This window comes from Embleya sp. NPDC059213, assembly GCF_042754445.1.
Taxonomy (GTDB): domain Bacteria; phylum Actinomycetota; class Actinomycetes; order Streptomycetales; family Streptomycetaceae; genus Embleya.
Genome location: NZ_JBHZAV010000020.1, coordinates 31,755 through 51,188, shown reverse-complemented (window position 1 = coordinate 51,188; position 19,434 = coordinate 31,755). Strand labels below are relative to the sequence as shown.

At 70.9% G+C, this 19,434-nt stretch carries 15 protein-coding genes and 1 CRISPR repeat array; of the genes, 2 read left to right on the top strand and 13 right to left on the bottom strand.

From position 1 onward, the window contains the following. Nucleotides 1-18: 18 nt before the first annotated feature. Nucleotides 19-1,434 (top strand): tetratricopeptide repeat protein, encoded by a 1,416-nt coding sequence (locus ACFXMF_RS10935; RefSeq protein WP_379988173.1) that lies wholly within the window; start codon nucleotides 19-21, stop codon nucleotides 1,432-1,434. A gap of 134 nt (nucleotides 1,435-1,568) precedes the next feature. Continuing rightward, nucleotides 1,569-2,255 (top strand): hypothetical protein, encoded by a 687-nt coding sequence (locus ACFXMF_RS10930; protein WP_379988172.1) that lies wholly within the window; start codon nucleotides 1,569-1,571, stop codon nucleotides 2,253-2,255. A 32-nt stretch (nucleotides 2,256-2,287) separates the two neighbouring features. On the opposite strand, the gene ACFXMF_RS10925 is transcribed toward ACFXMF_RS10930, so the two are convergent. From ACFXMF_RS10925 to casA, 13 genes are all read right to left on the bottom strand, one after another. After that, nucleotides 2,288-3,391, bottom strand: coding sequence for a DNA cytosine methyltransferase (locus ACFXMF_RS10925; RefSeq protein WP_379988171.1), 1,104 nt, complete (start codon nucleotides 3,389-3,391; stop codon nucleotides 2,288-2,290). A gap of 9 nt (nucleotides 3,392-3,400) precedes the next feature. Continuing rightward, nucleotides 3,401-3,832 (bottom strand): very short patch repair endonuclease, encoded by a 432-nt coding sequence (locus tag ACFXMF_RS10920; protein WP_360309851.1) that lies wholly within the window; start codon nucleotides 3,830-3,832, stop codon nucleotides 3,401-3,403. Between the two features lie 82 nt (nucleotides 3,833-3,914). Beyond that, nucleotides 3,915-5,081, bottom strand: coding sequence for an ABC transporter ATP-binding protein (locus ACFXMF_RS10915; protein ID WP_379988170.1), 1,167 nt, complete (start codon nucleotides 5,079-5,081; stop codon nucleotides 3,915-3,917). Beyond that, nucleotides 5,078-5,893 (bottom strand): ABC transporter permease, encoded by an 816-nt coding sequence (locus ACFXMF_RS10910; protein ID WP_360309866.1) that lies wholly within the window; start codon nucleotides 5,891-5,893, stop codon nucleotides 5,078-5,080. Before ACFXMF_RS10910 ends, ACFXMF_RS10915 begins: the two co-directional genes overlap by 4 nt. Nucleotides 5,894-5,952: 59 nt before the next feature. Then, on the bottom strand, nucleotides 5,953-6,798 hold the full coding sequence (gene modA, locus ACFXMF_RS10905) for a molybdate ABC transporter substrate-binding protein (protein ID WP_360309854.1): 846 nt from the start codon (nucleotides 6,796-6,798) through the stop codon (nucleotides 5,953-5,955). A gap of 26 nt (nucleotides 6,799-6,824) precedes the next feature. Continuing rightward, a complete protein-coding gene (locus tag ACFXMF_RS10900) occupies nucleotides 6,825-7,253 on the bottom strand; it encodes a helix-turn-helix transcriptional regulator (RefSeq protein ID WP_360309856.1) in 429 nt (142 codons plus the stop codon). Nucleotides 7,254-7,968: 715 nt separating this feature from the next. Continuing rightward, nucleotides 7,969-10,012: a CRISPR direct-repeat array (repeat unit 29 nt; unit sequence GGGACCATCCCCGCGTGCGTGGGGAGCAG). Between the two features lie 117 nt (nucleotides 10,013-10,129). Further along, nucleotides 10,130-10,477: a type I-E CRISPR-associated endoribonuclease Cas2e gene (gene cas2e, locus ACFXMF_RS10895; protein ID WP_379988169.1), complete on the bottom strand. Its 348-nt coding sequence runs from the start codon at nucleotides 10,475-10,477 to the stop codon at nucleotides 10,130-10,132. Then, a complete protein-coding gene (gene cas1e / locus ACFXMF_RS10890; RefSeq protein WP_379988167.1) occupies nucleotides 10,474-11,427 on the bottom strand; it encodes a type I-E CRISPR-associated endonuclease Cas1e in 954 nt (317 codons plus the stop codon). The genes cas2e and cas1e overlap by 4 nt, the downstream gene beginning before the upstream one ends. Before the next feature lie 3 nt (nucleotides 11,428-11,430). Next, complete coding sequence (cas6e, locus tag ACFXMF_RS10885) at nucleotides 11,431-12,141, bottom strand: type I-E CRISPR-associated protein Cas6/Cse3/CasE (RefSeq protein ID WP_379988166.1); 711 nt, start codon at nucleotides 12,139-12,141, stop codon at nucleotides 11,431-11,433. After that, nucleotides 12,141-12,875: a type I-E CRISPR-associated protein Cas5/CasD gene (gene cas5e, locus ACFXMF_RS10880; protein WP_379988165.1), complete on the bottom strand. Its 735-nt coding sequence runs from the start codon at nucleotides 12,873-12,875 to the stop codon at nucleotides 12,141-12,143. Before cas5e ends, cas6e begins: the two co-directional genes overlap by 1 nt. Then, on the bottom strand, nucleotides 12,872-14,065 hold the full coding sequence (cas7e, locus tag ACFXMF_RS10875) for a type I-E CRISPR-associated protein Cas7/Cse4/CasC (RefSeq protein ID WP_379988164.1): 1,194 nt from the start codon (nucleotides 14,063-14,065) through the stop codon (nucleotides 12,872-12,874). The genes cas5e and cas7e overlap by 4 nt, the downstream gene beginning before the upstream one ends. Beyond that, complete coding sequence (gene casB, locus ACFXMF_RS10870; RefSeq protein ID WP_380017644.1) at nucleotides 14,062-14,742, bottom strand: type I-E CRISPR-associated protein Cse2/CasB; 681 nt, start codon at nucleotides 14,740-14,742, stop codon at nucleotides 14,062-14,064. Before casB ends, cas7e begins: the two co-directional genes overlap by 4 nt. Next, on the bottom strand, nucleotides 14,739-19,421 hold the full coding sequence (gene casA, locus ACFXMF_RS10865; protein ID WP_379988852.1) for a type I-E CRISPR-associated protein Cse1/CasA: 4,683 nt from the start codon (nucleotides 19,419-19,421) through the stop codon (nucleotides 14,739-14,741). The genes casB and casA overlap by 4 nt, the downstream gene beginning before the upstream one ends. Nucleotides 19,422-19,434 lie beyond the last annotated feature (13 nt).

Genomic DNA, 19,434 nt, shown 5'->3' with positions numbered 1-19,434 from the left:
CGACGGAAGGACCCCACGATGAGCACGGTGGATCGGCACGGGCTCGACCTGTCCGGCATGGGCCCGGAGGCGATCCGGCACTACGAACGCGCGCTGGACGCGCTGCTGTTCTTCCGGCCGGAGGTGGGCACCGAGGTCGAGGCGGCGCTGGCGGCCGATCCCGGTGCGCCGATGGCCAACGTGTTCGCGGCCTATCTCGGCCTGTTGGGCACCGAATCGCGCGACGCCGCCGCCGCGCGCGAACGCTACGCCGCGTTCGTGCCCACCCCGACCAGGGTCGGCGCACGCGAGGTCGCGCATCTGCGGGCCGCCGACGCGTGGTTGGCCGGCGACATCCGCCGGGCCGGCGACATCCTGCACGAGTTGGTCGTCGCGTATCCCCGGGACGCGCTCGCGCTGCTGGTCGGCCATCAGATCGACTTCCTCACCGGCGACGCGCTCCGGTTGCGCGACCGGGTCGGCGGCGTGCTCAGCGCGTGGGACCGGGACGATCCGCACTACGGGCCGGTGCTGGGCATGGCCGCGTTCGGCCTGGAGGAGGCCGGCCACTACGCGCGCTCCGAAGAGACCGGGCTGGCCGCGGTGGCGGCGAATCCGCGCGACGTGTGGGCGATCCACGCGGTGGTGCACACGTACGAGATGCAGGGTCGCTTCGCCGAGGGCATCCGCTTCATGGACGCCCGGACCACCGACTGGACCGGCGGCAACTACCTGAACGTGCACAACTGGTGGCACTACGGCCTGTTCTCGATCGAAGCCGGGGCCAACGATCGGGCGCTGGCCATCCACGACGCCGTCCTGCACCACGACCGGTCGGCCGGCCTGGCGATGGAACTGCTGGACGCCTCGGCCCTGTTGTGGCGCCTGCACCTGGCGGGCGACCCGCAGGTCGAGCGCTGGCGCCGGCTCGCCGACGCGTGGGCGGCCCGCGCGGACGGCCCGTACTACGCGTTCAACGACACCCACGCGGTGATGGCCCTGCTCGGCGCCGGCCGGATCGCCGACGCGCAGGCCGTGGTCCGCGACCGCGAGACCTGGCTCGCCGATCCGCACCCGGGCGTGACCAACCACACGATGACCGCGGCGGTCGGACTGCCGGTCTGCCGCGCGCTGGTGGCCTTCGAGCAGGGGCACTACACCGAGACCGTCGACCTGCTCCTCCCGATTCGACACCGCCTGAACACCTTCGGCGGCAGCCACGCCCAACGCGACGCGATCCAGCAGACCCTGGTCGAGGCGGCCCTGCGGAGCGACCGGCACGACCTGGCCCGGACGCTGCTCAGCGAACGCGTCAACCTGCGCCCGACCAGCCCGTACAACTGGCTCGGCCGGGCCCGCCTCGCCGACGCCCTGGGCCGCCCCGCCGAGGCCGCCGACGCCCGCGAACGGGTCGCCGAACACACCGCCGCGATCACCATCGCCTGGGGACGCTGAGCCGGCGGCTCGGGAGTTGCCCCGCCCCGAGGGTGGTCGACCGGGTCCGCGCCGGATGCGCGAGAATTGCGCACTCGTCGCGGGCCGGATCGATGGCCCTGTGACGTCGTCGACAACACGGGAGAGTGGCATACATGGGTGAGTCCCGGGACGAATCCGGAGCGCGTCGGCAGGTTCCGGACGATCCGGGGCTGCTCGCCGCGGCCACCCGGAGCCCGGGCGGGTCGGTCGCCGAGATCGACCCGGCGTTCGCCGACGACCCCAACGGCTACGTCCCCGGCGAGGCAATCCGAGGCGCGTGGGTGGTGGGTCCGGACGGGCTGTTGACCGGCGAGTACCGGGAGAACCCGCGGCACGGGCCGCCGCAGGACGACTTCGCCAAGCTGCTCCGGGACGACGCGTGGTTCGGCTGGCTCGGCGACGACCCGGCCGGCGCGATCCGCGAGTCGGTCACCGAGTGCTTCGAGGACCAGGCTCCCGGCGCCGCGCTGACCTGGATGAAGATCCTCGAACCGCCGCGCTGCGCCACCACGGGCCGGCCGGCCCCGGACGACGAGCAGTACCTGATCCCCACCCGCGCCGGGGTGGCCGTCTGGTTCGCCGCCCAGATCGTCGCACCGGACCGTGACCGGACCACCGTGTGCGGCATCTTCACCTGGGTCGCGATCCACCTGGACGCGCCGGCCGACCGCCTCGACCGGATCTGGCTCGACCTGGACGCGGACCTGGACTGGGCGGAGCAGCAGCTACCGCCGCGGTTGTACGGCGTGGACACGGAGGGCACGGACGACGGCGCGGACGAGGACCTGCCGAGCACCTGAGCCCGGAGCCCCGGCGGAGGGGATGTCGCCCCCTACCGCGCGGCCTGCAATCGCGGCTTCAGGTGCCGAGCGATCGCCTCCGCGAGCCGCGGCGGCACCGCGTTGCCGATCTGCCGGGCGATCTCGGTCTTGGAGCCGCACCACACGAAGGTCTCCGGGAAGGACTGGAGCCGGGCCGCCTCCCGATGCGTGATCGGGCGGTTGACCCGGTCGGTCGGATCGTCCGGGTTCCACTGCGGATGCAGGTATTGGCCCTTCTCGGGCTTGTAGAACTCGGTCCTGATGGTCAGCGACGGGTGGTCCCAGCGCATCCGGCCCATCACGTCCGTCGTCCCGGTCTTCTTGTTCCGCCAGCAGTCCGGCAGCAGGTGGTCCGGCAGATCGAAGCGGCCGCCGCCGGGCGGCACGCAGTCGTAGCGCAGCAGCGAGCGCTCGATCGGCGTGCGGGCCAGGTGCAGGTCGGCCTCCTTGAACACGCCGGGCACGACGCGGCCGAAGAACTCGGTCCGGGAGACCGGCAGGCTGGTCGTGCCGGGCACGCGCGGCAGGTGCTCGATCGCGTCCCGCACGGTGTTCCAGCGCTGCGATCGGCCGGGGCCGTGGGTCGGCTCCGGGACGCTGATCTCGCCGATCCGGGAGCCGATCACGATCGCCCGCTTGCGGCGCTGCGGGACTCCGTAGTCCACCGCCGGGAGCAGCGCGTCGGTGAGCACGTACCCCTCCAGGAGGCCGCCGGGCTGCGCCTCGGCGAGCAGCAGCGCGAACTCGGCGGACTTCTGGAAGCGGTCCACGTTCTCGATCACGAACACCTTGGGCCTGGCCCGACGCACGAAGCGCAGGTATTCCTTCCAGAGCTTGTTGCGCGGGTCCTCCACGTTGCGGCTGCCCAGGTTGGAGAAGCCCTGGCAGGGCGGGCCGCCGATGATCAGGTCGGCCCGCGGGATGTCCCTGTCCGGGATCTCCGCGATGTCGCCCCAGCGCATGTGCGCGTCGCCGAAATTGGCGGCGTAGGTCGCGGCGGCGTGCAGATTCCACTCGACCGCCATGACCGGCCGAAAGCCCTTCGCGGCGGCGAACCCGGACGTCATTCCACCGCAGCCCGCGAACAGGTCGATCATGGTGATGGGTCGTGCCATGCGGACAGGTTAGCCGGCCGCGCGCCTCGCGATCACGGCATCCCGAACCCTGGCCGCCGCCGTGGCCGCGTCCTCGTGCTCCCAGACCCGCACCACGAGCCAGCCGGCCTCGGCCATTCGTCGGTCGGTGTCCAGGTCGCGAGTGCGGTTCCCCTCGATCTTGGCCTTCCAGAACTCGGCGTTGCGTTTGGGCCAGGTCGCGTGCTGCGGACACCCGTGCCAGAAGCAGCCGTCGACGTAGACGGCGACCTTGGTCGGGCCGAACACGACGTCCGCCTCGCGGCGGATGCCCTTGAGGGGGCGGCGGTGCACGCGGTAGCGCAGGCCCATGCCGTGCAGCACGCGCCGCAGGGCGACCTCGACGCCGGTGTCCTTGCTGCGCTGGCGACTCATCCGCGCGCGGGTCGCTTCCGTGGTGGTCAGGCTCGTCACGAACACCATGGTGCACGGTCGCACTGTCATCGCGCCCCGACGTGCCCGCGGCGGGCCCGCTTCGGTGCGCCGGGTGCGGTGGGTGCGGTGGTCAGGCGGGGTACGCGCGGGCCTCCGTCGCCTTGACCGCCGCCCATACCGGCTTGCCCGGCGCCAGTTCGAGTTCGGCGACCGCGAGCGGTGTGACGTCGGCGAGCAGCGGCACCGGGCCGGTCAGTTCGACCCGGACGGTGTCGCCGTGCAGTTCCATGCCGTCCACCTCGACCTGCCACAGGTTGCGCGGGCTGCCGTCCGGACGGGTCCGGTACAGCGTCACCGCGGCCGGCGGGAAGGCCACGAACACCTCTTCGGCGTCCGGGAGTTCGGCCACCACCAGGCGCTGCCCGGCGGGCAGGTCGACGCCGCCGGCCGAGGTGCTGCCGCGGTAGAGGTTCAGGCCCACCAGACGGGCCACGTAGTCGGTGCGCGGATGGCGGGCCACCTCCGCCGGCGTGCCGCTCTGGACCGCGCGGCCCGCCTCGATCACGGTGAGCCGGTCGGCCAGCACCATCGCGTCCAGCGGGTCGTGGGTGATCACCACCGCGACCCCGTCGAAGTCGGCCAGATGCCGACGCAGCGTGGCCCGCACCGCCACCCGGGTACGGGCGTCCAGCGCGGCCAACGGCTCGTCCAGGAGCAGCAGTCGCGGATGGGTGGCCAGCGCGCGGGCGAGCGCCACCCGCTGGGCCTGCCCGCCGGAGAGCCGGCCCGGCTTGACGCCCGCGTGTTCGGCCAGGCCGACCCGGTCCAGCCAGTCCGCCGCCAGGCTCCGGGCCTCGCGCCGGCCGACGCCCTGACAGCGCAGCCCGAAGGCGACGTTCTCCAGCGCGGACAGGTGCGGGAAGAGCAGGTAGTCCTGGAAGACCACGCCGACCGGACGCCGCTCGGGCGGGGTGTACAGCCGCCGCTTCGGATCCTCCAGGTCGACGCCGGCGAGCCGGGTGTGGCCGGCGCCGAGCGGGGTGAGGCCGGCCAGGGCGCGCAGCGCGGTGCTCTTGCCGGCGCCGTTGGGGCCGAGCAGGGCGACCACCTCGCCGGGGGCGGCGGTGAGCTGCACGTCGAGGCGGAAGGCGTCGCGGGTGACGACGAGGTGGGCGTCGAGGCCGGGGGCGGGTGCCGGGCGGGTCTCGTCGGACGGGCCGGTCTCCTCGGACGGGCGGGTCTCCTCGGTCCGGCCGGTCTCCTCGGACGGGCGAGTCTCCTCGGACGGGCCGGTCATGAGGTGGTCATCCAGCGCTCGCGCAGGCCGGCCAGGATCAGCACGGACACCGCCAACAACACGAGGGAGAGCACGATCGCCGCCTCCGGGTCGGTTTCCAGGGCCAGGTAGACGGCGAGCGGCATGGTCTGGGTCTTGCCCGGGAAGTTGCCGGCGAAGGTGATGGTCGCGCCGAACTCGCCGAGCGCGCGCGCCCACGCGAGCACCGCGCCCGCCGCCACGCCCGGCGCGATCAGCGGCAGGGTAACCCGGCGGAACGCGGTCCAGCGGGACGCACCCAGCGTCGCGGCGGCCTCCTCGTAGCGCGGATCGGCCGCCCGCAGCGCACCCTCGACACTGATCACCAGGAACGGCATCGCCACGAACGCCTCGGCCACGATCACGCCGGTCGTGGTGAACGGCAGCGTGTAGCCGAAGGTGTCGTCCAGCCACTCGCCGACGATGCCCTTGCGGCCGAGCACCAGAAGCAGCGCGACACCGCCCACCACGGGCGGCAACACCAGCGGCAGGGTGACCAGCGCCCGCACCAGTCGGCGGCCGGGAAACTCGGTCCGGGCCAACAACCAGGCCAACGGCACACCCAGCACCAACACGATGCCGGTGGCCACGGTCGCGGTGAACAGCGAGAGCTTGAGCGCCTCGCGGACCTCGGTACTGCCGAGCTGACTCCCCAGGTCGCTCCACGGCGCCCGGATGAGCAGCCCGAGCAGCGGCAGCACCAGGAACACCAGGCCGATCAGGCCGGGTACGAGCAGTGCCAGTGGCGCGCCGCCGCGTCGGGAGCGATCGGCCCGCGTGCGTGCGGGTCGCAGGCGTGTGGGTCGCAGGCGTACCGATCGCTCACGACGGCCGGGGACCCGGGGAGGTTCGATCACGGTGCCTGGAAGCCCGCCGCCGTCAGGGCCGTCCGGCCGGGCTCGGACAGCACGAACGCCACGAACGCCTTGGCCGCGTCGCCGTTGGGCGCCTTGGCGAGCGGGACGATCGGGTACGTGTTGACCGCCTGCGCGGACTCGGGGAAGTCCACGCCGACCGCCTTGGCGCCGGCCGCCTTGACGTCGGTGCGGTAGACGAGTGCGGCGTCCACCTCGCCGAGGGTGAGCTTGGTCAGGGCGGCCTTGACGTCCTGCTCCAGCGTGGAAGGGGTGAACTTGACGCCGGCCGCGTCGAGGGCGGTCTTGGCGGCGGCGCCGCACGGGACCTGCGGGGCGCACTGGGCGACCTTGAGGCCGTCCTGCTTGAGGTCGGCGAGCGACTTGATGTTCTTCGGGTTGCCCGGCGCCACCGCGATCTGCAACGTGTTCTTGGCGAACGCGGTGGGCGTGCCGTCGGCGTTCTTGGCATCGGTGACGAGCTTCATGTTCTTCTCGTCGGCGGACGCGAACACGTCGGCGGGCGCGCCCTGGTTGATGCTCGCCGCCAGCGCCGAGCTGCCGAGGTAGTTGAACTTGACCGTGACACCCGGGTGCGCGGCCTCGAACTGCTTGCCCAGCGCACTGAACGTCTCGGTCAGCGACGCGGCGGCGAACACGTTGACGGTGCCCTTGAGTTCCTTGGCGCCGGCGGCGGGCGCGGACGTGTTCGCATTGACCGGCGGAGTGGCCCCGCCGACCTTCTTGTCGTCCTTGTCGTCGTCGCTGCCGCAGCCGGCGAGGGCGATCAAGGCCCCCGCGAGCAACGCGGCCGAAACCGCACGTCGGGTCCGCACCGTGCCCATTGCACCCATCGTGTGTTCACTCCCCACTAATCGAGGGAGTGCTCGCGCGCTCCCTCGGTCCGCTCCACCATGACATTCGTCGACTTCACCACTGCCGTGGCGAGCACCCCGACCGCAAGGCCGAGTTCGTCCGCGGCCTCGGCGCTCATCAACGAGACCACCCGGTACGGCCCGGCCTGGATCTCGACCTGGGCCATCACCGTGTCCTTGCGGACGTCGGTGACGATGCCGCGGAAGCGGTTCCGCGCCGACGACCAGCCGAGCCGCTCACTGTCCGCACGAGCGTCCCCGGCCGCCGCCGAGCGAGCGAACGCGGCCAACGCCGCGCCCTCCACCACCCGCCGACCGTTCTCGTCCCGCCGCGCGTCGAGCCGACCGGAGTCCACCCACCGCCGCACCGTGTCCGCACTCACTCCGAGCAGAGCCGCCGCATCACCGATCCCGAACATGTTCACGGCCGGGATCCTAGTCACGCGCACCTCTCCCAGAGAGCAAGGCCGACACCCACAAACGCCGGCAGAAGCCGCCGAGTGCGGCGCTCATCCTCGCAGATGCAAGGTATAGATAGCCAGGCACCTCGCAGATTCGATCCATACGACCACGCTGCGCGGTGGTGCCGGTGCCCAGCGGCCACCCCATCCGGCCCCAAGGCGCGGCCGGAGACGCAGCAGCCGTCCGGCCCCACGCCGACGGGCGGACGATCCGTGGCCGCCGCCGACTGCCGGGCGGACTGGAGCCCGTGGTCGCCGGCCGGTCGAGCGGGCCGCCCCATCGGACAACCTCCGCGCTGCGCACCGCCCCGCTACCCGGCGACACAGGCCACCGACGGCGAAAGCCGGCAGGCAACACCCCCGGTCGGGGCTCGCCGAACCCCGCCGGCCAGGGGCCGTCGACGGCGACATGCGCCGGCACGGGCGTTCGCCGCGCACCTGGATCACGGCCGGAACGCCCCGGGCCGGGCCACCGGGCGCACCCACGTATCACCGCACCAGGTCCCGGGACCCGTCCCACGAAACGGGCGAACATCGCGGCGTGCCACCCGACTCGCCCCGGTCCCATCCGACGCCGACCCTTCCCCCGTGGTGCGTCAACCGGCGATGGGTGTGTCGACGAGGCTAATCCACCAGGTGTCGCACCAGGGCCTCGGCGGAGTCGGCACACAGCGCTCAGGGGACCATCCCCGCGTGCGCGGGGAGCAGTCGTCGCCGTGCATGCCGGCGTCCTCCAGGGCGGGACCATCCCCGCGTGCGTGGGGAGCAGAGCTTCATCGTTCGCGTGCGCCGCGCGCGGTCGGGACCATCCCCGCGTGCGTGGGGAGCAGCGCTTGATCCTCTGCCACCCGGCGATGGCGGGGGGACCATCCCCGCGTGCGTGGGGAGCAGGGCCTGCCCGCGATGCTCACCGGCATCGCCCTGGGACCATCCCCGCGTGCGTGGGGAGCAGCGGGACTGCCCGGCGGGGGTGCCGCCGCATTCGGGACCATCCCCGCGTGCGTGGGGAGCAGCCGATGCGGATGCTCGCCGGTCGGATCTCGGCGGGACCATCCCCGCGTGCGTGGGGAGCAGTCAACCGCCAAGAACTTGCGTATCACGGTCGAGGGACCATCCCCGCGTGCGTGGGGAGCAGTCTTCCCCGCCGACCTCGTTCGTGATCAGTGCGGGACCATCCCCGCGTGCGTGGGGAGCAGGTCGGCGCCGTGCACGGCCGCATCCTGTATGGGGGACCATCCCCGCGTGCGTGGGGAGCAGGACCCGAGCAGCGAGTTGTCGGCGACGACCCCGGGGCCATCCCCGCGTGCGTGGGGAGCAGGACTGGATCCCACCCAGAGTGTCCGCGATCTTGGGACCATCCCCGCGTGCGTGGGGAGCAGTGCTGGCCGGTAGGGGTGTCGTCGTCCATCGGGGGACCATCCCCGCGTGCGTGGGGAGCAGCCCGAGGGCGCCCGCGGCTTCGAGTTCCTTACGGGACCATCCCCGCGTGCGTGGGGAGCAGTCGGGGTACGCCCCGTGTGTTGCGGCCCCCTTGGGACCATCCCCGCGTGCGTGGGGAGCAGCCACAGCCCGCCCGCTTATCCACAGACCCGCCGGGACCATCCCCGCGTGCGTGGGGAGCAGTTGGCCCGCGCTTCGCCGAGGTTGCCCGCGACGGGACCATCCCCGCGTGCGTGGGGAGCAGACCGTCATGGCGGCCGTCGCGATCATCCGCCTGGGACCATCCCCGCGTGCGTGGGGAGCAGGCAGCCAACAGCGGCACCGGCAGCGTGTCCGTGGGACCATCCCCGCGTGCGTGGGGAGCAGTCCGATCCGGCCTTCGAGCCACATCGCCGTGAGGGACCATCCCCGCGCGTGCGTGGGGAGCAGCCCGTCCGTGCTGTAGCCGTACTGCTCGCGCAGGGACCATCCCCGCGTGCGTGGGGAGCAGACGCTCTCCCGTGTCCCCTTGGCTGAGGACGGGGGACCATCCCCGCGTGCGTGGGGAGCAGGGAACGGCACCTTCCTTACCGACACGACGAGGGACCATCCCCGCGTGCGTGGGGAGCAGCCGCCGGCTGCATCCCGACTGGGACGACGCCGACGGGACCATCCCCGCGTGCGTGGGGAGCAGGAACTGATCAAGCAGTACGAAGACATGGGCGTGGGACCATCCCCGCGTGCGTGGGGAGCAGCTTCCGCGTCGTGTCGTGAGGCGGATGGGGTTGGGACCATCCCCGCGTGCGTGGGGAGCAGCAACGCAGGCAAGCCGGGGGCTACACAACTTCGGGACCATCCCCGCGTGCGTGGGGAGCAGTGCGCTCATGTGTCGTCTCCTGTGTCGGATGGGGACCATCCCCGCGTGCGTGGGGAGCAGTTGGACGGGCTTGGGCACCTTGCGTTGCATGTGGGACCATCCCCGCGTGCGTGGGGAGCAGCCCTTGAGCCGAGCCGCCTGCTCCGACTCCCGGGGACCATCCCCACGTGCGTGGGGAGCAGCCCTTGAGCCGAGCCGCCTGCTCCGACTCCCGGGGACCATCCCCACGTGCGTGGGGAGCAGGAGGACGTCCACCTGCCGTTGGGTGAGCGGCTGGGACCATCCCCACGTGCGTGGGGAGCAGGTCCTGCATGTCGTTGCCGTGGTCAAGGGGCGGGGGACCATCCCCACGTGCGTGGGGAGCAGGACCCGTTCGAGGTCCCCCGCAAGAGCCCGTTGGGACCATCCCCACGTGCGTGGGGAGCAGGCTCGGTGACCTGTGGGTTTAGGGCTCGGGGAGGGTGTTTCCGAGCGGTTTCGTTGAGTCGGTCATAGAGGCTATTTCTCGCTTTTGGTGCGTTGGCGACAGTTGCTGGTGTGCTTTCTAGCGGCTCCCGAAGCGGCGGCGTTTGGCGGCCTTGCTCCAGCCCTGGGCGGGCGGCGCAGGTGGGCGGGCCTGTTCGTTGGGTCGCTTGATCAGCGTGAGGCCTTCGTGGTCGACCGGGTGCCATTTGTGGTCGTGGGTCTCGAAGGTGAAGCCTTGTTCGTTGTTGGTGCTGTAGGCCATCAGCGCGCGGCCGTTGCCGGCGTATTGACGCACCTCGTCCCACAGCGCCTGGCGGATTCGGGCGTTGGGGCCGCCGATGAAGACGCCGGGGGAGATCTCCAACAGCCAGCGGGTGAGGAATCCGCGTAGGCCGATGGGGCATTGGGTCAGGACGATGACGGTCACCACACCACCCCCTCGGCGTAGTTGACGCCCGATTCGACGTCTTGTCCGCGGTCGGATTGCAGAGTTACCCGGTCGTCGTAGTCCTCCGCCGGGTCGCCGGACTCCATGTCGGGCAGCAGAAGTCCCTTGATGTCCCGAACGCACCGGTCCAGCAGGGCGACTTCGTTGACACGATCCCGGACGGCGCGTCGGGTTCGCGAGCCGACGTCGTCGTCGCCTTCCGCCGCGACGTCGAAGGCGATCGGGATGCCGATCTCGGTCTTGTAGAGATCCGCCACATCCAGGACGAACGACAGTTCGTGGCCGGAGTGGACGAAGCCCAGCCCTGGTGCGCAGCCCAGGGCGGAGACCACCGCTTGAGCGATCCCGTACATGCACTGGGCCGCCGCCGTGACGGCCTGATTGGCCGCGTCCCCGGAGGCGAAGTCGCCCGGTGTGAAGCGACGTCCGCGCCATGGGACACCCGCCCGGGCGGCTTCCTTGCGGTAGCAGTCCTTGACTCGTGAGCCCTCCCGGCCGAGGAGTTCGTGCCGCGTGCAGCCCACCGGGTCCTCGTCCGGGAACCGCAGCCGGTACATGGCGCGGGCGACGTGCAACCGGCTGCGGCGGTTGGCCCATTGGGTCGCCTGTGCCTCGACCAGGGCCGAGGAACGGCTCAACGCTCGCCCGCCCGCGTAGAAGCGCACCCCCTGTTCCCCCACCCACACCACGCCCGCACCGCTCTCGCCCAGGACGCTCATCGCCTGGTGGGTGATCCGGGTGCCGGGGCCCAGGAGCAGGGTGCCGATCGTGGCCGACGGGATGTGAGTGGTGCCTTGGGCGTCCTCGGCGGTGATGGCGTTCGCGTCGCGGTGCACGACGCAGCGTTCCAGGTAGACGAAGGAAAGCCGGTCGCCGACGCGGGTCAGTTCGCGCGGTGTGGACAGGTTGCGTTTGCCGATGGTGGACACCGCTCACCCCACCGGTGCGAGGGTCATCAGTCCACAGCCGTACGCCTTCGCCTTCCCCAGGCCGGCCACGAGGGTGCGCCGGAGAGTGTCGGCGTCCACGACCTCCAGTCGGCCGTCGAAGGTGGCGGTGGTCAGGGTCACCCGCGCACCGCCCCGGCCTCCGGCTGCGCCGGACTTGCCGAAGGAGAGTCCCCGCCCGTTGCCAACCGTCAGTTCGAACTCGTCGCCCTCGGAGGCAAGTCGACGTTCGGCGGGTTTCGTCAGGACGCGGAAGCCGGATGCCTCCTGACGTTGCAGCAGCCAGCCCATCTGGTGTCGTGGAGTTCGATGGGCGGTGCGCTTGGTGGGTTCGCCGTCGGTGCGGCGGATGTTGTGCACCGGGTTCGCGGTGAGTCGGAATGCCCAGATGCCACCCGGGCTGAGCCGGTCCAGGAAAGCGCTGTAGTCGTACGTGTCCCAACCGGGCGAAAGTGTGGGCCAGCCCGCCTGTTCGACGAGGTGGGTGAGGTCGGGGCGAGTCGGGCCGACGATGTAGAGGAGTACTTCGGCCTTGGCATTGTGGTCGATCCGCCACAGCACCCTGGGGGTGCCGGACGTGCTCGGCAGGATGTCCGCGAAGGACGACATCACTGCGGCGTGCAGCACCTGGGGCGAGGACAACAGTCGGCGCGCGCCGGTCCGTGCGGTGTTGACACGAAAACGAGTCAGGTACATCAGGCGCCTTTCAGGCCGCGCGTCGGATCGTGGTCGGCGGGTGTCACGTCGGCGCTCGAAGGCTGCGGTTCGGGGCGAGTCCCCGGAACAGGCACGGTCATCGTCCGAATCGTGCGCAGCGCGTATCGGCGATGTCGCGGGTCGAAGCTGAGCGGCTGATCCCGAAGGGTGTCCCCCGCATCGTCGCCGGTGTCGGCCTCGGTGATCACCGTCAATTCGGTGCGCAGTGCGCGTCGGCGGCGCTTGCGGTACCACTCGGACGCTTGCCAGGCTTCGCCGGCCAGGGCCGCCTGGAGAGTGGCGCCGTGGTGGACGCGGATGTCCACCGGCCGATCCGGCGGGCACGATCGACGCCCCAGATATGGCAGGTACACGGGAGCGCGCACGGCCTCGTACAACGCGTTCACGAGCGCGTCGTCGCCCTCGACCGCCGCGACGAAGACGGCGTCGGCGAGGTAGAAGCGCTCGGACACCGGCATGGCCTTCTCGGTGTCGGCGTGCTCGGCGGTCTGGTAGTCGCGGATCCGGGTGCCGGGTTGGTCCACCCGTACCCCGAAGCGCAGCACGGCGAGGTCCGCCGGGTCTTCCGCACGGTCGCGGCCCTGGGCCGCTGCCAGCAGGCCCAGGACGCCGCTTTTCGTCGGCGCCGACTCAGTGGTGCGGCGGGCGAACCGGGCCGAGGCCCCCCACGATTGCAGGGGGCCGGCCAGACACAAGGTCAGCACACTGCTCACGTGCCCTGGCCCGCGCGCTCGGTCACGGCCGCGCCGACGGCGGTGACGAGTTCCCGGAGGGTCACCTCCGTGCCCAGGTCGGCGAGTGCTGCCGTGTTGGGGCCGATCCGCAGGACCCAGGTGCTGGTGCCCTCGTCGGCGCCGTACGCCTTCTCGGTCGCGGGGACGGAGTCCGCGAGTCGTTCGCAGGCGCGGCGCACGTACCCGCTCGCCGAGTCGGCGGTGATCGGTTCCTCGAAGGCGCCCACGAAGCTGATCGGGCGGGCGGTGCGCAGCTTGACCACGACCGCGTCGGGGAGGGTGTGGTTGCCGAAGGTATTGATCTTCCCGGTGGGCAACGACTCGACGAATCCGCGCACGAACGCCTCGACCGCGCGGCGCACCGGTTCGTCGATCGGTTCGTCCTCGCGCAGGCCCGCGCCGAGGTTGCGGCGCAACAGGTCGACGTCGACGGCGGCGTAGCGGTACAGGGTGGCGGAGTTGAAGTCGACGGTACCGATCATGCCCGCGCCCGGTTCGGCGTCGGTGTTGCGGTCGTCTACGGCGGTGTAGTAGTCGGTCTCGTTCTCGACCGCGTGCACGCTGATCGCGTGGGCCACCTGGGCGGCGGCGTCGACGTTGATGTCGGCCGAGTCGGCGACCATGCGGCCGAACAGGGCGATGTCGACCGAGTGTCGGGTGTCGGCGATGCGTTTGGCCTGGGCCTTGTTGTCCTTGTCCTTGAGGAACGCCTTGATGTCGGCCGCCCCTTCGACGGCCAGTCGGGCAAGGCCGTCGAACTGCCGGTAGCCGAGGAACATCAAGTACGACGATTCGGGAGCGGGCTCCTCTTCGCCCTTCTTCTTGGCGGCCTCGGCGCGGCGCTTGGGCACCTCGATCTTGGCGCCGGTCGCTGCGTGGATCGTCTCCGCCGCCAACGCGAGGGCTTCGGGCCCCTTCAACGACGGGTCGAGTGTCGTGATCCGGTCGGCGAGGATCTCGACGACCCGCTTGGTACGCACGCCCAGGTCCGCGGGATCGAGTAAGTCCCCGAAGAAGCGTCGGGTGGCGCGCTTCCATGCCTGGCTGGAGACTCGGGCCCGTCGTACTCCGCCGTAGACGGCGGTCTTGGGAGAACCGGTGTCGTCGCGGTTGAGGTTGCTCGGGGGCACGGTTTGCAGCACGTGTACGTCGAGGATGGTCCGGCTCACGAAACGTCGTCCTTGTCGGTGGTGGTGTCGGTGTCGTCGTCCGGGCTCGCGTCGGCAGCGGTGGCCGAGGCTGTTTTCGGATCCCGGTAGGCGTGGAAGGCTGTGCCCCAGGCTCGGCGGATCTGTTGCCTCCCGCCTGGTTGCTGCCATCGGTGGAGCTGATCGGCGAGCAGTCCGTAGTCCAGGGGGATCTCCTCCCGACGCAGCAACTGCACGATGTCGCGCAGTCGTTCCGCAAGGGCGATCAGGTGGGGAGCCGAGCCGGCGCGGACGAAACGCTTTCGAATGGGTTCGTCGATTTCCATGCCGGGCATCAACTGGCGTACGGCGGACCCGAGTTCGTGGCCGCCCGGCACATGCATGCGGTGTACCCGATGGGATTGCTGGTGCAGTGCCCACAGGGTCAGCGCGATGTAGGCGGCGTCGGCGGCACGATCCGTGTCCCCCTCGCCGAGCCTGCCGGGTTCGTACAGCGGCTCCGTGCCGAGCAGGCCCCACAGGTCCGGCATGTCTTCGGACGGCTTGCCGGCGCCGCGCCGGATGCGGGCGATCGCGGCGACGGCGTCGCCGCGATCGTCGAGGTAGCCCTTCTGCAGGCCGCGGATGTGATCCGAGACGGTGTTGCCGACCGGGCCGAGCGGGCGGCGGCGGGTGGGGTTCGCGGTTTCGATGGTCATGCGTCGGCCTCTGGGGTGTGGGTCGTCGTGTCGGCCGGGATGGGGGTGAAGGGATGGCCGAGCGCCTTGTTCAGACGGGTCCGGAAGCGCAGGTGGGCCAAGGAGGCGGTGAGCCATTGGGGTCCGCCCTTGGCGTCGACCATGCGGCCTTCCCAGGCGGCGTCACCGGCGCCGTCCACCAGCTCTTCGCCCAGGTCGGCGATGATCCGGTGGGCTTGGCGTTGCCACTCGTGGCGACGTGCGAGCGGGTCGTCGCCGTTGCGGAGGTGGTACAGCCAATGGCGGAACGGGCGGTCCAGGGTGCCGAAGCCGAGATCGCGTGCCGCGGCCCGACGCGGGTCCGATTCCTCTCCCGCGGCTTGGGCGAGTGCGGTGGCGAGATCTCCCAGCGCCATGACTGCGGCGTCCGCATCGGCGACCGCTTCCACTGCCGCCCGACCGAAACGAAAATCACTCTCGTGGAGCAGGACGACGTCCATCGTCACGCCGTCGTCGACCACCTCGTCGATGACGGATTGTTGCGTGCCGTACACGGCTCCCACGATCCTGGTTCGGATCAATCGTCGTCCCGGCAAAGGGCCTTCGGTGCTCAGACGTGCCACCCAGTCGAGGATCCGCGGCGAGATCACGGACGCGGCGTCTTGCCGCTGTTCCGCGATGCCCCGTTCCCTGCCCGCGGGGAGCAAGGCGGCGAGACCGCGCCACGCGGCACGGGTGGGGTCGTGCTCACGAGGCAGATAGACCAGCGGGAGGCCCAACTTCTTCTCCTGCGTGCGGCTGCGTCGCCAGCCCGTCATCGGTTCGTTGCGATGCATGTCGCGTGCGGCGAGCGGGTCGCCATAGGACAGGACGACGCCGTGGACGCCCTGTGCGTCGTGGTGCAGGCGTACCCGCCGGGACTGCCAGGTGTACAAGTCGCGCACGCCCGAAGGTCGCGAGACGAGTTCGACGGAATGCGTTGCACCCGGGCCGTGTTGATCCCTGCGCCACGCGGGACGGTCGTCCTTGTCGGCCCGTATCGTGCCGGTGTCGGTGGCGATCAGGTTGAGCAGGAGGGTCTCGCGGAGCGTGGCGCCCTCGGCAAACACGCCGCCGAGGTTGCCGGCCCAACCGACGCCCTGCGGATAGCCCTTGCCGCCCTTGACCCTGGGGTCGCCCACCGCGCCCGACTTGATGCCGGAGACGTCGAACGCGTGGGCGTGGACGAGCCAGCGGGCGGACTCGGCGAAATCGAGACGGTCCGCACCGGGCATCCGCATGGCAAAGAACGGATCCCCATTGGGGACGTCGGCGACGATCCGGTTGAGCGAGGCGACCTCGTCCTTGGCCGTATGGAGGTCGGCCACTTGATAGAACGGCGTCGAAGGGTGAAGCAGGTCGAACCGTGTCCGGTGGCGGTCGAGATAGGCCGGTACGGCAGCGAAGGGGTCCTCGCTCTCCCACAGATCCGCCCACGCGTCGATGTCCTCGGGCCCGTCGACCGCGTCGTGTGCGATCGCCAGCAGTAAGCGCAGTAACGCGAACTCCTGCGTGGGCAGGTCACCCACGATCCGTCGAAGGCTTCCCGCCTGAGCGAAGACCTCAGCCAACGACAGTTCGTCCTCGCTCCCGTCCGACCGCTGCACCGGCAACCAAGGCCGATCCACCAGATCGAACGACGGCGGACCCACGTCCATTCGGATGTGCTGCTCATCCCGTGCGGCGACGTTGCCCACCTGAAGTCCATCGGTCCGGCTGTAGTGAAGTTCGAACCCTGCCAGACGGCTCCGACAGTTCTCGTCGAGGACGAGAATCAGCTCGCCCGCGAGCCAGTGGCACTCCTTCGTCTGCCACGCGGGGACGCACAGTTCCTCCAGTTCGGCGATCGCCCGGTCCAGGATCTGCGGCCAGGAGAACTGGTGGGGAAGCCGTAGCCCGCACGAGGCGACGGCTCTGGCCACGGCGGGCAAGGGCACGACGTCCGTGGGTAGTTCGCGTCCGCCAAGTCCTTTGCCCAACCATGGCAGGGTGGTCAGGGTGCCGTCGGCACGCCGTTGGACGACCAGCACCTCCAGACTTTCCTTGCTGTCGCGCACCTGGGCGCGTCCCGCGCGGGTGTCGTCTGCGTCGCCGACGCCCGCGTCGATCCAACCGATGATGGGGCGGCCGTCCTTGCGGACCTCGTCCAGCCTGAAGGCGTCGGCGGCCGTCCGCTGACGGGCCCGGCGAACCTCGTAGTCGGCAAGAGCCTCCTCCATGGCCGCCGCCCACGCGTCCGGTCCTTGCGGGGCGGACCCGTAGGCTCCCTGGACCAAGCCGCTGATGTCCTCGGGCAGGCACAGGAATCGGTCGTCCGAGTTGCGGTCCTCGTTCATGTGCGGGCCGAGCACGGCCAAGGAGCGCATGAGCGCGTACGGGCCGTAGACGCTGCGGGATCCGTCCACCGGTCGCGGTGGCGTCGCCTGCCAGTCGACGCCCACGACGAGGCAGCGGGCCGTGCGCAGCCGGGGCGGGCGCCGGTCCTGGTTTTCTCCCCGTGGATGACGGTGGAGTCGACCCATGCGCTGCAACATCAGGTCGACCGGACACAGGTCCGTCACCAACAGGTCGAAGTCGATGTCGAGCGACTGCTCGGCGACCTGGCTGGCGACCACGATGTGCGGACCCCGGGGACGCTTGGCCGTCGTACCCGAGGGCCGGCCTTCCTTGCGATCCGGGGGGCCGAATCGAACCAGCAGATCCGCGTCCTTGTCGGCGCGGTCGACGTCGACGAAGCGGGAGTGCGCAACGGTGACGTGTTCGGTACCGAACCTCCGGCGCAGGACAGCAGCCGTCTCCAGCACTCGATTCACCGTGTTGCGCACCACCAGGGCACAGCCACCGCCGGCCAGTTCATGGGCCAGTCGATCGGCCAGCAACTCCGGTTCGTCGTCGAGTCGTTCGAGCAGTACGTCGGTTCGCCGCCCCGAGGCGGCCGGACACGCTGTTTCCGGAGCCGACCCGGGCGACACCGAGGTCAACAGCGGGTAGCCCTCGATCGACGCGAGCGCCGCGAAGCCCTCTTCCGCCGCGGCCGCCGACCCGGCGCCGGGGGTCCGCTCGGTCGACGGGCCGGCGTATGCCTCGGCCAGTTCGCGGCGCCGCGACGCGGGCAGGGTCGCGGACAGCATGATCACGGGCACCCGGTAGGCACCGAGCCAGGACAGCACCCGGTCCAGATAGGTGTTCATGTAGGTGTCGTAGGCGTGTACCTCGTCGATCACGACGACCTTGCCGGCGAGCGCGAGATGGCGCAGCGCGAGGTGACGGCTCTTGAGGCCGACCATCAGGAGTTGGTCGATCGTCCCGACCGCGAACGACGCCAGCGTGCCCTTCTTGCGTCCCCGCAGCCACTGATGCGCCACCAACTCCGCCGAACAGCCCCGCACATCGGCCGACGGCCGCCACACATCCTGCGGCCCGAACTGGTCGACGGCGGCCACGGTGTGCCCGGTCCTGCCCATCAAGCCGGCGTACTGCTCGTTGAGCGCCGCCTTGGAGTGGGCCAGGAACACGGACCGTTCCCCGGACGCATCGCCGTCCGTGGGGAGCCGTTCCACCCAGTCCAACAAGCGAGGGAACATCGCGTTACCGGTGGCCATGGTGGGCAACGCCACGAAACAGCCGCCGGCGCCGGAGCGAGCCGCGAAGATCTCGGCGACCGCGAGCGCCGCCTCGGTCTTTCCGTCCCCCATCGGCGCCTCGATCATCAGCAGACCGGGTACGGGCATCTCGCCCGCCAGCCGCACGGCCTCTTCCTGTACCGGGCGCACTCGCGCTCCGGGCGGCAGCTCGAAGCGCGACGCGAACAACTCGGCCGTCGGCTCGGCGGATTCCCGTGCGCGCCACGACGGCGGAAGCTTGAGCCCACGCCAGGCTGCGGCCACCCGCTCGGCGTCGGTGCGTGGGTGCTCCTCGGGGAAGTACGGGAACAGGTCGGGGTTGCTGGCGATCCAGTCGGCGATGATGACCAGCCCGGTCAGCAATGCCTGGACGGGCTGCGGGAGCTTCACCGCTCGCCAATCGGGCAGCCGATCCCCTACGCCGTACGTATCCGCGCAGGCATCGAGCAGTTCCGTCTGGATCCGGACCCAGGATGCCTCGCTTGCGCCGGGAGTACGCAGCAGTTCGGGATGGGCGACGAGATTGTGGATCTGCTCGTGCGCCGGTGGCACTCCGTGATGCCCCCCTGGCACGATCCCGAACTGGACCGCGGCTCGGCCCGGCCAGCCGTGACGGTCTGCCAACCACTCCTGCAACAGGAGTTGCCCCGCCAGGGCGTGCGGAGCCATTCGCCGATCCTCACCGAACTGCTTCCGCAACAGCATGCCGAGCCCCGCGCTCCGCATCCGATCCGCGAGTGAGTCGACCTGACACGCGAACGCCGGCGTCGCCTTCCCGATGTCGTGCACAGCCGCCAACCACACCACCAGGAGCCGAGCATCACCGCCCTTCCGAGGCAACGCATCCGCCACCAGACGCCGGACGTTCTCCGGCACCCACCGGTCCCACAACAACCCCGCCACGGCGGCGCTGTCGGCCATGTGCCGCCACAGCGGCAACCATCCGTCCGTCTTTTGATCGTGCTTGGCCCACACCACCCGCGCGGCCGTCGACAACCCATCCCCCAGGCGCGACCCGTCGCACCGCTCACCACTCATGCCTGCATTGAAT